General features: G+C 67.2%; 12 protein-coding genes and 3 pseudogenes. 4 read left to right on the forward strand and 11 right to left on the reverse strand.

The window, feature by feature from the left end; genetic code table 11:
- Both H504_RS0116890 and H504_RS41355 read left to right on the forward strand, forming a co-directional pair.
- On the forward strand, positions 1-392 hold a 392-nt coding region (locus H504_RS0116890), incomplete at its 5' end, for a transposase family protein (RefSeq protein WP_026423734.1).
- Between the two features lie 248 nt (positions 393-640).
- Positions 641-1,588: a matrixin family metalloprotease gene (locus H504_RS41355; RefSeq protein WP_157440475.1), complete on the forward strand. Its 948-nt coding sequence runs from the start codon at positions 641-643 to the stop codon at positions 1,586-1,588.
- 1,410 nt (positions 1,589-2,998) lie between these two features.
- Here H504_RS41355 and H504_RS0116900 read toward each other — a convergent pair.
- The 3 genes from H504_RS0116900 to H504_RS0116920 all read right to left on the reverse strand — a co-directional run bounded on the left by H504_RS0116900 (position 2,999) and on the right by H504_RS0116920 (position 4,287).
- On the reverse strand, positions 2,999-3,346 hold the full coding sequence (locus H504_RS0116900; RefSeq protein WP_026423735.1) for a hypothetical protein: 348 nt from the start codon (positions 3,344-3,346) through the stop codon (positions 2,999-3,001).
- 228 nt (positions 3,347-3,574) lie between these two features.
- Positions 3,575-3,820, reverse strand: coding sequence for a hypothetical protein (locus H504_RS0116915; RefSeq protein ID WP_026423736.1), 246 nt, complete (start codon positions 3,818-3,820; stop codon positions 3,575-3,577).
- Positions 3,817-4,287 (reverse strand): hypothetical protein, encoded by a 471-nt coding sequence (locus H504_RS0116920; protein WP_026423737.1) that lies wholly within the window; start codon positions 4,285-4,287, stop codon positions 3,817-3,819. Before H504_RS0116920 ends, H504_RS0116915 begins: the two co-directional genes overlap by 4 nt.
- 172 nt (positions 4,288-4,459) lie before the next feature.
- On the opposite strand from H504_RS0116920, the pseudogene H504_RS44055 reads away from it, so the two are divergent.
- Positions 4,460-4,680 (forward strand): annotated as a pseudogene (locus tag H504_RS44055) (transposase); the annotation flags it as partial.
- Positions 4,681-4,701: 21 nt separating this feature from the next.
- On the opposite strand, the gene H504_RS41360 reads toward H504_RS44055, so the two are convergent.
- The 7 genes and pseudogenes from H504_RS41360 to H504_RS41365 all read right to left on the reverse strand — a co-directional run.
- Entirely contained in the window at positions 4,702-4,923 is a 222-nt protein-coding gene (locus tag H504_RS41360) for a hypothetical protein (RefSeq protein ID WP_026423738.1), read from the reverse strand.
- A gap of 130 nt (positions 4,924-5,053) precedes the next feature.
- The gene (locus H504_RS0116930) at positions 5,054-5,476 is read right to left on the reverse strand and encodes a hypothetical protein (protein WP_026423739.1); all 423 of its coding nucleotides are present in this window, start codon (positions 5,474-5,476) and stop codon (positions 5,054-5,056) included.
- A gap of 398 nt (positions 5,477-5,874) precedes the next feature.
- A complete protein-coding gene (locus H504_RS0116935; protein ID WP_026423740.1) occupies positions 5,875-6,456 on the reverse strand; it encodes a hypothetical protein in 582 nt (193 codons plus the stop codon).
- Between the two features lie 76 nt (positions 6,457-6,532).
- Complete coding sequence (locus H504_RS0116940) at positions 6,533-7,000, reverse strand: hypothetical protein (protein WP_026423741.1); 468 nt, start codon at positions 6,998-7,000, stop codon at positions 6,533-6,535.
- A 3-nt stretch (positions 7,001-7,003) separates the two neighbouring features.
- A complete protein-coding gene (locus H504_RS35540) occupies positions 7,004-11,989 on the reverse strand; it encodes an RHS repeat-associated core domain-containing protein (RefSeq protein ID WP_245614308.1) in 4,986 nt (1,661 codons plus the stop codon).
- A gap of 114 nt (positions 11,990-12,103) precedes the next feature.
- A complete protein-coding gene (locus H504_RS43160; protein WP_245614310.1) occupies positions 12,104-13,534 on the reverse strand; it encodes a hypothetical protein in 1,431 nt (476 codons plus the stop codon).
- A gap of 387 nt (positions 13,535-13,921) precedes the next feature.
- A pseudogene (locus tag H504_RS41365) lies at positions 13,922-14,136 on the reverse strand (helix-turn-helix domain-containing protein); the annotation flags it as partial.
- Positions 14,137-14,300: 164 nt separating this feature from the next.
- Between H504_RS41365 and H504_RS43880 the strand changes: the two are divergent.
- Positions 14,301-14,516: pseudogene (locus H504_RS43880) on the forward strand (alpha/beta fold hydrolase); the annotation flags it as partial.
- Positions 14,517-14,554: 38 nt separating this feature from the next.
- Here the strand turns inward: H504_RS43880 and H504_RS0116960 are convergent.
- A complete protein-coding gene (locus H504_RS0116960) occupies positions 14,555-15,793 on the reverse strand; it encodes an RHS repeat domain-containing protein (RefSeq protein ID WP_026423743.1) in 1,239 nt (412 codons plus the stop codon).
- Between the last annotated feature and the right edge of the window lie 68 nt (positions 15,794-15,861).

Raw genomic sequence — 15,861 nt, forward strand, 5'->3', positions numbered from 1 at the left:
ACCGCACCACCGGCATGAACCTTCAGGTCGCGTGTACATTGTCCGGCCGGTTGGCCTGGGTGTCGGACCCGATTCCCGGAAGCCGACACGACTCGCACTGCCTGAGAGAATCCGGAATGCTGGACGACCGTGACGTGACCGCCTGGATGGGCGACAAGGGCTATGTCGGCACCGGGATGCTGACACCGATCAGGAAACCCAAACACCGCGACCTGCTCGACTGGGAGAAGGACTTCAACCACCACCACAACAAGAAACGAGTCATCGTCGAACACGCCATCGCCAACCTCAAAACCTGGCGCATCCTCCACACCGACTACCGACGCCCCATCGACACCTTCGCCACCACCATCACCGCGGTCCTCGGCTTACAGTTCTACAGACAGGCGTGAATAACCCTCATAGAGCAGGAACGTTAGGTGATCTTGCCAAGTTGCCGGTGGCTTAGATCACGAGAGAACAACGAGACTATCCTATGTGCAAGACCCGTGGCAGCCACTACTGTGCCCCTTGCTCCTTCTTGCCGCTCGCCACCGAGCGAGCCTGTATGAATTCAGGTGTATCACTGTCCGCTAACCACTGCCAAAGGCTTCAGGCGAATCTCTTTGTATGGTTCTGACATTTCGACGAGAGGATAATCTTGTTAAAGAAGTTGCGCACGACAGCTATGGTCGGACTGGCATTGACTGCTGCGGCCAACTTGTCGGTCGGCGTTGCGCAGGCCGCCCCGGCCAGGTCTGTGACCGCGCAACCGGTCGCAGGCGATGCTGCCGATGCACCGGATCCGGGTGCGAAGCGCAACTCCCCGGAAGTCGACTTGGTGCACTACCCTAAGCTTACTCAGGAACAACTGAAGGCTCGCGTGGCCAGGGATGTCCGCGCGCAAGCCACTGCGCCCGCCTCTCTTGCCAACGCTGAGGTCAGTTCAGTTGAGCGGACGACCGACGGGTTGATCGTGACTCGGTACACCGCCGCTCCCGGAGTGACTCCGGAACAGCTAGCCGAGAAACTTCGCAAGACAGGCAAGCAGGGTGTATCCATCGATAGGATGCCCGCTACTTCTCTGGCACCCAGCGACTGCTCATACGGTACCGCTCATTCGTGGTCGTGCCCGGTGGCCTACTGGCGCAACAACGGGTTTGCCGATCCATTGGTTCGGTTCAATGATCACGCTAGTTCTGCTTGGCCGACTGACAACGCGGTCTACAAGTGGAATCAAACGCCCAACATTGATAGCAAGTACCTGTGGAACAGTTGTCCGTTCCAGGCCGGAGCGCGTTGTGTTGACGTCCGCTCGGGCGACTGGGGCACCGAGGGGGGCTGGATCGGTTCAACGGAATTGCATTTGCAGAGCGGTCCCGGTGGTCCGTTCGTTGAACAGGGTGCTGTCGTTCAACTCAACGACGCATTCGTGCCCGATGGGACGTGGACTCGGAACAATGTGGTGACGCACGAACTCGGGCACGTGCTGGGGCTTGACCACAACTCGTACAGCGGGGACGTTCTTTACTACCTTGCGAACCTGCGAGAGGACATCGGCGGACAGAACCCGGCAATGCTCGCTTCGATCTACTCCATTACCAGATAGGGCAGAACTGGCAGATGACATGCGATGGTCCCATGATAGGCACGGGACCATCGCATGTCATCTTGACACCTGATAGCGCGAGGTTACGCGCAGAGCGACGTAGGCGCAGTGGCCATCGGAGCAAAATCGGAGGTTCCTTCGTTCCAAGTAAACCTCGCGAGATCTGCGTTGACGAGGGTCATCTTCCCTGTGGTCGTGTTGTTTCCTGCGGCATTTACTTTCGGCGGAATCGGAGTCTTTGCGGCCCACCAGTGTCCGCCAAAATTGGCATATTGAATCCCGCAATGGGTGTGGAGAGTGTAGTCGTACGTCTCGCCAACCGCTGGATGGTCGGCTGTGCCCGCTTGAGCGGTTGCGGTAATCGAAGCTGGGCGTGTTGCCGTGGTCCCGTCAGGGAGCGCTGGCGCTGTTGATCCGCAACCTGCCGCCAGGACGAGCACAAAAAGAGATCCTATGGTTGCGCGCATACGATTCACCGTACACCACGCGGCATCTTTGTTCGTAGCCTGGGTGCCAAAAGTGGGTGGCCATGTAATTTGATGTCAGACAAGCGAAACGGTAAAGCTGCCGGTGCTCTCGGTCACCCTCTTCGCTCGCCCCCTCCCGACAACACCTAGGGTTGGTCGGCCCCTAATGAGCACTTTTGGCTGCTCAACAGTTCCTACTAGACCAACCGGGCGAATTCCGTGTGCGGCGAGCCGCGGTTTTACGATAGCATTACCTAGATGGAGATTGCGGCCATGTCCGGTGCACTGGGAGACGAATGAAACGAACGTTTGTTGCGGGCCCGCGCTCTCGTGGTCGCCATTCAGCCGGTCTCGCTTGCGATCGCACAGGCGAAGCAGAGATGTGTTGGAGTTGCGGTCGACGAGGTCCCGCCTGCTGTTCCGGTCACCGGGCCGGATGAGGTACCGGTCACGGGGCGCGAGGCGGACAGTGACAGACCTCGCGGAGGACGAGGTCAGCACCGACCTATGAACTGGCAACTCTTGCTTCACCTGGACGTCGCCAGGCCGGTCTCAGTGACTGCGCCGGTCACACTAGTCAATCGCCCGCCGGTGTGCACCAACTCGGCGTCTGTCGCGTCTCGCAGCACGGCGCAACGTCCGACCCCGGACCGACCGGAGACGATGGTCCGCGGGCGATGTTTACCGATCAGCCAGGAGGTGATCTCCGCGCGATGCTAGCAGGGTTGGGCTACCCGCTCGGTGTGGCGACCGGATCGTTGATGTCCTGTCCATTTCCCACGGGCTTCGTCGCTGTCTGCCAGCCTGAGGCCTGGAAGGTATTCGCGTGGCCTTCCAAGCGCGCCATAAGCGCCGCATGGGTTCTCAAGGTATGCCAAAGTAGCTTCGGCTCAAGTGATCGGTGTGGCCGAGGCTCCAGTGAGTGCTGTCGACCGCGTTCGCGCTAGTCGATCAAGCTGGTGATCCTGGCCTCCGCCACCACGGTGGGTCCTTCCATCACCAGCAGCGCCCTACCGGGCTGGAGGTATTCGGAGGCGATTTCCGGTGCCAGGAAACCGACGTCGGCTACGTCCCTGCCGTTGTGGGAGGTGCCGTTCAGGCGGATGACGATGCTGAGATAGGTGTCGGCGTTCCACGGGTCGGCGCGTTCGGGTTCGCCTGCGGTGAGGAAGACCGCGTTGGCGGCGTAGTCGCCCGGCCTAGGGGGGCCGGAGGAGTGGCCCCCCGCCTCGGCGGGGAGCCACTCGATTTCGGCTGTGGCGGCGGGGTGCCAGCCGGGGGCGTGGATCACGCGATCCTGATCCCGTCCATGGTCCTGTTGATCAATTCGAGTTGCGCGGGGGTAGCGTACGCGGCGGGGCCGATACCGTCGAGCATCGAGCGGTGCAGTAGCTGGTCGTAGACCCATCGGGGGGATGTTCGTGGTGAAGGTGATGCCGCTGTCACCGTTGAGGCGCTTGCCCCAGGTGTCGGCGCCGGCCTTGGTGAGGGCGAACCACTTGCCCTCCAGTGAGTTTCCCTAACAACTCCACTTGTGGGTGGTGGCGATGGAGGTGAACTCCGGGTCGATCACGTTTCGATAGATCGCGACCGGGCTCTCGTCGCGAGTCGGCTTTGGCACCGGCCGGACGGTGGGGGCCGGTGTTTGGGCGGGTGCCGGGGTGGCAGACGGCTCGGTGTCGTCGCCGGTGTGAATGTTGATCCGGGGCAGTGTCGGCGCCGTCTGTGGGCCGACCTCGCCACCCACGAAGGCGCCGGTGATCATGCCGAGGCCGAGGGCGAAGGCCGGTGCAGCCAGTGGTAGGTCCAGTCCTCCGGTGGCGGCGACGGACACGACCGCCACCGCCACGACGACGGCCCGGTGGAACCGACCAGGGCGCGGGTGTTGCCCTGCTGGTCGTGGAAGTACCACGAGGTGCCGCCCGAACCGATCTGCTCGATCGGCAGGCCACCAGGCCCGTAGATGTAGCTGGTGGTCCCGTCAGTGGCGAGGTTGGCACCGTCCCAGGTGCACGTGGTGGTGTTTCCGTTGACAGTTTTGCCCGTGCGCAGGCCGGTGCCGTCGTAGGTGTACGACGCGGTCGACCCGGTGGACGCCGAGCTCAACCGGTTCGCCTGGTCGTAGCCGAAGGTCTTGGTGCCCGACTTGGTCCTGTTGCCCGAGCTGTCAAAGGTGTACCCGGTGGCCCCGACGGGTGGACTGGCGCAGGTCAGGTTGGCGATCGTCGTCACCGCGGACCAACACAACTGCCCGGCCGGGTCGAACGCCTGCCGCAGCGTTGTCGCGGGCGGGTCGGCGACAACAGAAGCTTGTCGACAACAACGGCAAGCAAGGACATCACCTTTACGTGACACTAGGGGGTGCTTGGTCTGCTCAAATAGGTGTGGATGACCTGATTTGATCTTGTGTTGTGGTGCGCAGGCATGGGTTGCCGATGAGCAGTGGGCTGTGATCGAGCCGTTGTTGCCGGTCTCGGGTGCGAAGGATCGTCCTCAGGTGGATGACCGTCGAGTGATCAACGGGATGCTCCGCAAGGCCAAGACCGGATCGCCTGGCGGGACCTGCCGGAACGGTACGGGCCGTGGAAAACGATCTGTAACCGATTCTGGCGCTGGTCTCGCGATGGCACCCCGACCACGCTGGTGTCACGGGCGAGGGTGATCGCCGGAGCGATCGACGAACTCGACCGGGAAGTCTCGGTCGGCTCCTCGATCGTGCGCGCAACCAGCACGCCGCCGGCGCCCGCTTGCCGAGGCCGCACACGTGTTGTAGGTCCACGCGGCGAAGTACCAGTTCTCCAGGTAGCGCGGGTTGCCGCCGTTGGCGGTGATGCCCGCGGTGTAGAGCATGTTCATCGCCTCGAACACCGACCGTGGCACCGAGTCCCACGTGTCACCCGCCGGGTGACTCAGCGCGATCTTCGGGAAGTCGCCGTTGGGCGCGTAAGCGACCAGGCCGAGATTGTCGAAGCCCGCCGGGCGGGCGTACCTGCTGCTGTCAACAGGTTCTGCTCGGCCATCTGCACCGCCCAGTCCACCTGCGCGGGCGATGGCTGCGGCACCTGCCGGGCCGGGTCGAGCCGGGGCGCACCGAGCAGGTCGGCGTCTGCGCGGTCGTGGTCAACGCCGTGCCGGTCGGGGCGGCGTCGCCTTTCGGCTGCGGCACACCGGCCGCGGCGTGCCGGGTGGGCGCGACCGGCACGGCCGGGACGACGGCGGTGACCGGTGTCAGGCCGGAACCGGTGCGGCCACGGGTGAACGCCTTGTCGGTGCGGGTCGAGACGAGCACCTGGTTGCCACCCGCCTGGTTGTTGTCGTCGGCGACGACCGCGTGCCCGTCGAGCGAGGCCGCCCGGGCGGTGGGACGGGCGGCGGCGGTGGTCAACCCGGCGTTCTCGACGACGGCGACAACCGGTGACACGGGCTCGGGAATTCACAGGTCGTCGAGACCACTGCACAGGCTGTCCCAAGTCCCCGAACACATGAAAGGGCACGACCCGCCGGAACTCGTTGAACACGGCGAACGTGTCGAGCATGTTCGCCGCGTCGAACGGCCACCGGATCACAGCCGACCCGAGTTCGTCGACCCTGCTCGCGACCTCGGCCGCGGGCCCGATGGCCACCCACGGGCCGACCGGATTGATCAAGTCCACCGGATTTCCTCGCATCAACCTGTGCTCGAACACCCAAGCGGCAGGGAACTCGGGCGGACGGAGGCGCTCCCCACCTCGCTGGGACTGTGTCCCATGTGGGCGGTTCATCCAAGCGGACAAGGCTCACAAGCCAGACAGTGATGTCAACAGGGCGTGGTGGCCCGGATCAGCGGGGAAGTTCGTCGATTCGGGTGTTCGGGTCCACCAGAAGGGCCTCGATGTCCGGGTGGGACAGGACCTTGTCGGCGTTGACCTGGGAACAGGCGATGTAGGTTGAGGAAAGTCGTAGTCCGTGGCGACGACCCACGTGTGGTCGGCGGGCCACCAGTGTTGCGGGCCCGCGAGGTTTGGCACGGGATTGGATGGCGGGCAGGTCGGCGAGCGGCCCGGTGACCACGAACGGGTCGACACCACCGGCGACGGCGGCGAGGTCGTAGGCGAACGTGACCGGTTGGTCCCCGGCCAGGACCGTGATCAGCGCGTCCCTGAAAGCCACCTCGAGTGTTCCCTCGTCTACGCAGAGCCCGAACCCGTCGAACGCGTGGGCTGGGGTGTCGCCGGTGAGGGCGATCCCGGCCAGGACGGCCAAATCCGCCCAGCGTTCCCGACGGGACTCGTCGTCGGGGTGGTACCAGGAATGGAGCGCGCGGACGCAGGCCGCGAACCCGGGGGGCACGACCTCGGTGACCCGATGGCCAGGTCCGGCGGCCGCGGTCACCAGGTCCCGCGGCCAACCAAGCTCGCCCATGTGACGCGTCCTCAGCTTGAGACAGGTCGGGAAGGTCCTCCCCGGGCAGCGGGGTGCTGCCCGGGGAGGACCGGGATCAATCCTGGTCGGCGCTGTCGGGGTGGACGTAGTGGATGTCCGCCCCGCGCTCGAACAGCCGCCATGCCTCGACCGGTCCGGCGCTCGCCGGGAACGCCTGGATTCGGATGTCGTCGGCCACCGTGATGGTGAAGGCTCCGTCCGGTTCCAGTGACGTGTCGCTGACGGTGTCGGTCGTGGTCAACCGGTCCGTCAGCTTGCGGGCGTTGCGGTCGTACATGGTGACCCGTTCGTCGAACGCCTCACCGGGGTCGTCGGAGCGTCGTTGCGGGTAGCGCATGTCCACGCTTCCCAGCAACACCTTCTCCCGGTGGACGATCCGGAACGGGCACTGCACGTGCAGCCGGAACTCGACGTCACCGAGCTGGAACCCGACCTCGGCCATGTTGACCGTGCGGTCGACGTCAGTCCACCGAGCACCCCGCAGGGCGCGCAGCGCTTCGTCCAGTTCCCGCAATGAACTCATCGATCACCCTCCCGAACAGAACATACGCAGGCCCTCTCGGAGGATGCCGTTGTAGTCCAGTCCCTGCTTGGTGATGGCGTCGTGCCACTGGCGGCGGTCGGCCTTGCTCAGTGCCCTGCCTGCGCGCCGCTGGATCTCGCTCCAGGCCCGGTCGGCCTCGGCCTGCTGCTGTTCCCGGGACGAGGGTGAGTTGTAGCCGTCGTCATCGTCGTCCTCCCCGCCGTAGTCCCACTCCATGTCCTCGAAGCGGCCCAGGCCCTCCATGGCCATGGCGGTCAGGCCGCCCGCGATCGCGCCGGCCGTGGCGACCGCCGCCACACCGACCGCGTCGATGGCGATCGCCCCGCCCGCGGCCACCGCGATGGCGCCGCAGGGTTCGAGGACGGCACAGGCACCCACGGCGGCGACCGCGCCGACGACCATCAACCCCGCGCCGAGCACGTCCCAGAAGCTCATGCCGGTCGGGTCGGTGAAGTCGAGCGGGTTGTCGCCGGAGTAGGCGTAGGGCTGCCGGGTCCGCTGCACGAGCGGGTCCACCGTCATGAACTGGGCGGTGGTCGGGTCGTAGTAGCGGGCCCGCAGGTACACCAGGCCGGATTCGGCGTCGGTGTACTGGCCGGTGAACCGCAGCGGGGTGGTCGCCGTGCCGGACGCGGTGGCCACGCCGTACGGGGTGTAGGTGTAGGTCGCGCCGACGGTGCCGGAGCTGGTGAGCAGCCCCAGGGTCGACCCGACCTGGTCGTGCACGAACCACACCGTGCTCGACGCGCTGACCTGCTCGATCGGGTTGCCGTCCGGCCCGTACAGATAGCTGTTGGTGCCGTCGTCGAGCAGGCTCGCGGTCGCGGCGCCGTCCCACGTGAAGTTCGTGGTCGTGGTACCGACCTTCTTCCACGTGCGCAGGCCCTCGGCGGTGTAGCCGTAGGTGGCGGAACCGCCCGGACCGGTGGTGCTGGTCAGCCTGCGCGCCTGGTCGTACCCGTAGGTCGAGGCGGTGCCCTTGTTGGTGCGGTCGCCTACCGTGTCGAACGTGTAGGCGGTCGCGCCCGGCGGGACGGTCCCGCAGGCCGGGTTGGTGGCGGTGCCGGACGGCAGCGTCCAGCACAGCCTGCCCGCCGGGTCGAACGCCTGCGTCGCGGTGCCCACCGTGGTGGGGTTGTCCGCGGCGTCGACGGCGAACGAGGTGGACCCGACCGAGGCCAACTGCTCCCGAGCGGTGTAGCCGACCGTCTGCTGCGGCGACGTCCCGATGGTCAGGGTTGACACCTGGGCGGCCGCGTCCCGACCGTAGCCTGCTGACAGCACCGTGGTCGTCCCGGTGACCGCCGTGGTCGAGGTCAACGCCCCCCGGTTGTCGTAGCCGTTGGTGACGGTGGTCCCGTTGGGGTAGGTGGTCGTGGTCAGCCGGTCGCTGTTGCTGTAGCCGAACGTGGTGGTGCGGGCGGACCAGTCGGTGGTGCTGCGCATCCGACCCGCGTCGTCGTAGGCCCTGGTCACCGGGGTGGTGCGGCCGGGGTAGGTGATCGAGGTCTGGTGCCCGTCGTCGTCGTAGCCGAAGCTGACGAGGGAGCCGGAACCCTGCTTCAGCGAGACGAGCTCACCGAAGGTGTCGTAGGTGTGCTGGGTGACACCAGTCGCGTCGGTCATAGTGGCCCGGCGGCCCGCCGCGTCGTAGGTGAAGGTGGCACCCGGGGTCACACCGTCCGAGTAGGACACCGACAGGGTCTGGCCGACGGCGTCGGAGGTGAACGAGGTCACCCGGCCCGCCGCGTCGGTGACCGAGACGGTGCGACCGGCCGGGTCGAACTTGGTGGTGTCGGTCTTGCCGTCCTGGTCGGTCCGGCTGGTCTGCCTACCCTGCCCGTCGTAGCCGTAACTGGTGGTGCCACCGCGCGCGTCCACCATGTTCGCCGTGGTTCCGTCGGCGTTGTAGTGGAACACCTGGGTTGTGGTGTCGGGCTGGGTGACCTTCGTCGTCCTGCCGACCGGATCGATGGTCTTGGAGGTGGTGCGGTTGTTCGCGTCGGTGGAAGATTGCGGAACGCCGTCGGCGGTGTACGACGTCTTGGTGACGTTGCTGAGCGCGTCCGTTGTGGACGTAGTGCGCCCGTGCGCGTCGTGGCCGTACGACGTGGTGTGGTTGTCGGCGTCCGTTGTGGACGTAACCCAACCCCGTCCGGTGTCGTAACCGTAGAAGGTCTTGTGCTCCAACGGGTCTGTGGTCGAGCTGACGTCGCCGAACCCGTCGTACACCGACGTGGTCGTCTTGCCCAGCGGGTCGACCGCCCGGTTGCGGTCGCCTGGGTGGGCGGTGTCGTCGTAGAAGTAGTTGGTGGTGCGAACCGGTTCGGGGCCGAAGTTGCCGGTGGTGGACTCGACGACGTTGTTCGCCTTGGTCACCGTGGTCGAGGTGAGCACCCCGACGCCGGCGGCCGCCGCCGGGATGTGACCAGTCTGGTCGTAGCCCATCACCGTGGCGACACCGTCCGGCCCGATCTTCTCGATCAGGTTGTCGGCGTCGTCGTACTGGAAGTTGGTGGTGAGTCCGAGGGCGTTCGACGCCGATGTCTGGTTCCCGTGGTCGTCGTAGGTGAAGGTCTGCACGTGGCCGTCGGCGTCGGTCTGCGTGGTCACCCCCAGTGTGACCGGGTCGTAGGTGTAGGAGGCGGTGCCCGCGTCCGGCGTGCCGTAGCCGCGGGTCTCCGACACCAGCAGGCCGTTCTGGTAGGTCTGCAGGTCCTTGTGCCCGGCCGGATCGGTGATCAACACCTGGCCCGCCGACAGCCCGCCGTTCGGGGCGTAGGTGAACGTGGTGTTCTCACCGTTCGGGTTGCTCTGCGCGGTCACCCGGTCTGCGGTGTCGTAGGTCATCGAGGTGACCGCCGACGCGGGACCGGCGAAGTTGGCCGGGGTGCGGACCGAGGCCATCAGATGCTTGCCCGCCACGTAGGTGTAGCGCTCGTGGTCGTCGTCCTTGAGCGTCGGGGTCCGGGTGGTGCCCACGCCGTAGACGTCGGTGAGGTTGCTCCCGGCGTCGTAGCCGTAGGTCACCAGCCGCCCGGTCTGGTCGCCGACCGAGGCGATGTGGTTGCCCGTCCAGGTGAGCGTGTACTTGCGGCCCGCCGGGTCGGTGATCGTGGTCAGGTGACCGGAGCCGTCGTAGGCCAACTGCGTGCTGTACGCCGGGCTCGCCTTCGAACCCGCGCGATCGGTCTCGGCGGTGAGCCTGCCGGTGGCGGAGTCGAACGTGAAGATCTGCTTGCCGCGCCGGGTGAACACGTAATCCGTGCCGGTCTTGACCAACGTGGCGTCGTAGCGCGGAGCCGACGGGGTGTAGACGCCGCCGCTGAGCAGGAAGGTCACCGACGACCCGTCCTCCTGCGCGATGGTCACCGCGCCGGTGCCCGCGTTCGTGGTGGCCTTGAGGTTGTACGAATACGTCCAGCCCCAGCCGAACGGGCCGTCGGCCGCCAGGGATCCGTTGGGCCCCGCGGGGTTGGCGATGCCGCCCGCGTAGCTGCGCTTGAAGTCCAGCGGCATGCCCCGCCCCGGCGTGGACAGGTCCGAGAACTCCTCGCCGTAGTAGCCGGTGCTGGTGTCGACCGGGTCGCCCGCGGTGCGGCGGACGCAGCCGCAGTTGACGAATGCCGGGTTGGAGCCCTTGGGGGCGTCCTGGATGCCGGGTGGGCCGCCGACCGGTTGGCCCGGGGTGCCGCCCTGGGGGATGAACGCTACGGCGTCGAAAGCGACGTCGTAGTCCGACAGGCCCTGGCCGCCTTGTGAGGTGGAGCTGCCGTTGTTGGTCAGCACGACGTTTCCGCCGTTCTGCATCGCGAAGGTGCCGATTGTCACCCACTGCTCGGAGTTCCACGCCTGGTTGACCCGGATCCGCCACGGGCTCACGCCGCCGCCCGGGTTGATCGTGTAGACGACGTTGGTCGCCTGGGCGCCCAGGCCGGGGATGTGCAGTTTGACCTTGTAGTACTGCAGGGAGGGCAGGTTCGGCGTCCAGGTGCCGGTGTTGATCAGCGCGGGCTCGGTGCCGTCCTCGGTGTGGGTGAACAGGATGTGGCCGCCGAGGCCGGTGCCGAGCTGGTGGGTGTCGATCGCGCCGATCGGGTCACCGTTGGCGTTCGTGCCGTAGGCGTAGGTGAACGTGCCGGTGCTCGACCAGTTCGCCGCGCCGCAGCCCTGCAGGTTGTACCGGTTGGGCTCGTCGTCGACGATGATCGCGTTCGCCGCGACCTTGCTGGTGTCCAGGGTGCAGGTCGGTGGGTTGCGCGAGGGGTTGGCGGGCTCGGTCGACCCGGTGCCGACCGCGTAGGCGCTGGTGGCGCACGTCGTCGAGCACGTCGGGATCCAGGTGACCGGCAAGTGCCACCAGCACTGGAAGTCGTTGAGCATGCAGTGGCTGGCGCCCGGGTTGGTCGGGTTGGTGGCGTTCGGGTCGCACTGGTTGTCCGCCAGGGTGCACATCGCCGTGAACGGCGCGGGCTGCGTCCACGTCTTGCCGCCGTGGTAGTCCGGTGTGGCGTAGGCGCGGGAGCCGTAGCGCAGCAGCGGGCTCGCCATCCACCCGAGGACCCGCTCCTGGTACGGCCAACTCGCGGGGTGCGCCGCGTCAGCGTAGGTGTCCTTCAGGTACGGGTCACGGCTGGGCGGGTAGTCCAGGTTCGCCGGGTTGTTCGTCCAACCAAGGCCCCAGGTGCCGTGCGGACCGGTGCAGGACGGGCCGGGGGTGCAGCCGGTGGTGTTGCCGTTGGCCGCGTTGGGCTGGATGCCCGAGTTGTACGCCCAGGCCGCGAAGTACCAGTTCTCCAGGTAGCGCGGGTTGCCGCCGTTCGCGGTGATCCCCGCGGTGTAGAGCTGGTTCCAGGTGTCCTCCAGGATCTGCAGACCGGCGGCCAGGTTTTCCTGGTAGTCCATGGCGATCTTGGTCTGACCGTTCACCGAGTACACGTGGTCACCGGTGTGCATGCCGGTGGTCACCTGGCCGAGGCCGTAGCCGCAGTCGGAGTGGGCGTAGTCGATCGACCGGATGTCGCCATGCGCGCCGTAGTAGTCGGCGACCAGTGGACCGCCCGCGCTGCCCGCCGGGGCGTGTCAAGACGCCTGCGACCAGTTCGACTCCTGGGCAACGATCGCCTCGTACACCGAGCGCGGCACCGTGTTCCAGGTGTCGCCGGACGGGTGCGACAGCGGGATCAGCGGGAAGTCGCTGTTGGGCGCGTAGGCGGCGAGACCGAGGTTGTTGAACCCGGCAGGCCGGGTGTAGGCGGCACCGGTCAGCAGGCCCTGCTCGGCCATCTGGATCGCCCAGTTGACCTGTGCCGGGTTGGGCTGCATCACCTGGCGGTTGCCGTTGAGCCGGGGGACCGCGCAGACCGGGGTCTGGGCCGTGAGCGCGGCGGGGCCGCTGGATTTGGCCGCCGCGGTGTCACCCTGCGGATCGGGCCTGCCGGGGGCCAGTGACGTCGGGCCCGCGGGCCCGGTGGCGACGAAGTCGGCGGTGGCGGTGGTCTGCGCGTGCGTGGTGGGCGGACGCGGGCGGTTGAGCAGCTTGCCGCTGCCGGTGGCCAGCAGGGCCTCGTCACCGTGTTCGCCCGCGGGACCGGTCACCGCGTCGCCGTCGAGGGAGGCGGCGAACGCGCCCCCGGTCAGGCCCGCGTCGGTCACCGAACGGATGCCGGCCGCGGCCAGCTCGGCGGACTTCGTGGAGGTGGTGCCGGTGAGGACCGGTCGACCCGCGCGGCCGCCGAACAGGTGCAGCCGGGTGCGGTCGCCGGTGCCGAGGGTGATGGTCCTGGCGTCCTTGCCGAGGTGCAACGCCTCCGCGGTCGTGGAGCCCGCTCGAGTGTGCAGGAACCCGATACCGCCGTCGGCGGTCGGGCGGAGCTCGTAGGCGTCACCCGAGACAGCGGTGAGCCTGGTGGTGTTGCCGTCGGGGGCGATCCGGACCAGCCCGTCGCCGCGCACGCCGACCAACCCGCTCGCGACCGGCACGGTCGAGGTCACCTGGTCGTGCACCACGATGGCGGGCGAGCGGCGACCGGTGGCCAGGTCGACCTCGACCAGCTGGGTGTCCCGGTCGTCCGCCCCGGTGTAGAGGGTGAACACCGCGCGGTCGTCGACGCCGCAGCCGGGCGAGAAGTACTTCAACCCGACGCCACTGGCCAGCGGCCGCACCGCGCCGGAATCGAGGTCGACCGAATACGCGAACGCGCCGTGGTCACGGGCGGACTGCTGGTTGACCGCGGAGCCCGGGAGCACCGCGACGGCGGCGAACCGACCGTCCCCGGAGACGCACTGGTAACCGGTCCAGGTCGATTCGTCTCGACCGGCAGGACGCAACACCGCGACTTCCTGCCAGGCGAAACCCGTCCGTTCGCGTCCGATGTGGACGTGATAACCCTGGTTGTCGCCCCAGCCGTCGACCACCAGATCCGGCGAGGTCGAGGCGGTGGAACCGAAATCCGGGATTCCGGTCGGTTTCGGTGGATCGGCGGCGGCGACCGGTGTCACCGAACCGCTCACCACCGCGGCGATGGTCAGAGTCGTGAGGGCAGCCGAAAGCCGCCCACGCGAGCGTGAGCCGAACATGGTCGAAAGCCCTTCCCCAGTGTGCCCGGTCACGTCCCGGAAAGTGGACGCCGGACAGTGATTCCCCAGTCGACCTGCCCGTTGGCAGGCCAAATGGACGGTAACCAGTCCACCTTTGCCGAATCAATAGACCAAATGGCTGCCCACGTTCGCACTACAAACCAAGGAACAGGTAATGAGATTGCCTGCTCGGTACAATTCGCGCCCGATAAGACCGAATCGAGCACGGGCGTAGCGTTCGACCAACGCGCGGAGCAGGAGCCGCAGTTCGGGCGGGACTCGACGGTGAAGTCTGTGGCGAGCGTGCCGATGCCCGCGATGCCGCGACCCGCGGTAGCCGCGGGTGGCGTGGACGGGGTAGTCCAGGCCGCGGAGCCGGTCGATGTCGGTGCGGACGGTGCGGGTGGCGACGCCGAGTCGGCCGGATCGGTGCCGCTCCACACCGGTCGGGACGGCAGCAGCGACAGCAGGGCGAGCAGCCGGTCCGGGGCGTTGGCCACGCAGGCCGCCGCCACTAAGGAAGTAGACGTTCCCATAGGCACGCTAGCGTTAGCGGCATGACCAACACGAGCATCCGCCCCTTCCGCGTCGAGATCGCCCAGGCCGACCTGGACGACCTTGCCGATCGCCCGGCCCGCACCCGCCTCCCCCAGCCCGCCCGCATTTCGTCACCGACATCGACGGCCACCCCATCCGCTTCATCCACGTCGAGTCACGCCACCCCGACGCGACCCCGCTGCTCCTGCACACCTACCCCGGCTCGTCCGCCGACTACCTGGGCATGATCGACCAGCTCGTGCACGGCCCGGCGGACCAGGCGTTCCACCTGGTGATCCCGGACGTGCCCGGCTTCGGCTTCTCCACTCCTGTCACCGAGTCCGGCTGGACCTCGGCCCGCACAGCCCGCGCGTACGACACCCTCATGCGCCGCCTCGGCTACACCGGCTGCGGCGCTCACGGCTCCGACCAGGGTGGCGATCTTCTCGGCCTCGTCGGCAATTGCCTTGACGCGGTCGAGCAGGGCTTGCGCGCGACGGCGGATGCCGTCGAGGGCGCGGATTGCTTTGAAGGCGTCCCAACCCGCTTCGGTGATTTTGCCGACCTTGCCCCACGGAACAAAGCTGAATACCAAGCCCGCGCAGGAGAGGATCTCGCCCTGGTCCAGCGGTCGTGGGACACCTTGTCGGTGAGGGACTTGGCCGCGTCCGAGTCCGACAGCGGCGACGAGGCGTCGGCGTACCACGCGATGTTGTAGTAGCCGTAGCGGTCGGATGGGCAGCCGCATTCGGGGAAGAGGCCGGTGGGGTCGCTGGAGGTTACCGGGCTGTTGTCGGCGTAGGCGTTCATCTGCTGCGGGTCGCCGATGTCCATCAGGGGGTCGGCGGCCAGGAAGCGGCCGGACGTGGTGTCGTAGAGGCGGGCTCCTATGCGCAGGAGGCCGGACTCGTCCTTGTTCGCACCGACGAAACCGTGCCGGTCGGGCCAAGACGACGGGGCGACACCTCGGTCACCGCCGTAGGGCAGCATGCGGCGCTTGGTGACCGCGAGGGTGGTGGCGTTGATCCAGGACACGTTGCTGCCCTGGTGGTCGGCCACCAGCCACGACAGGCCGGTCACGCTGTTGCGCACCGCGATCGCGTGTCCGTTGTGGACGTAGTACCTGGTCCAGGACGGTGTGCTGGTGCCCGCGTCCAGGCGGATCTCTTGGCCGAACGCGTACACCGTGGTGGCCGAGGGTTCCCGGGCGATGATCCGGTTGCCGTCCGCGTCGTAGAGGTAGGTCGAGACCTGGCCGTTGGCGTTGGTGACCTTTGAAACCTGGCCCTCGGCGTCGTACTCGATGTTCTGCGTACCACCACCGATCGTCCGCGTCTTGGCCGAACCCACCTCGTTGTAGGTGAACGAGTCCACCGAGGTGCCGGTGGGGCCCGCTGAGGTGACCGAGGTCAACGCGTGCGGGCGGGCCGCGCCCGCCGCCGGGTACGCCGAGGTCCGGATGGTGTTGCCTGCCGCGGCGTGCGTGGTCTCGGTCGACCGGTTGTTGACGTTGTCGAACGTCCAGGATGTCCAGTACGGCGCGGCGCCGCCCAGCGCGGACGTCGACTTCGCCGTGGCGCAGTCACCGCTCGACGGCGTCCACGCCTCGTTCAACCGGCGTAGTTGGTCGTAGGCGAAGCACTGGGTGTCCGCCAAGCTCCGGCAAGCGGCGCCGCGCGGGGCTGAACATCCAGGTCGCCGCCGACATCGAGGGAGGCCTGCTG

Source organism: Actinokineospora inagensis DSM 44258, assembly GCF_000482865.1.
Classification (GTDB): domain Bacteria; phylum Actinomycetota; class Actinomycetes; order Mycobacteriales; family Pseudonocardiaceae; genus Actinokineospora; species Actinokineospora inagensis.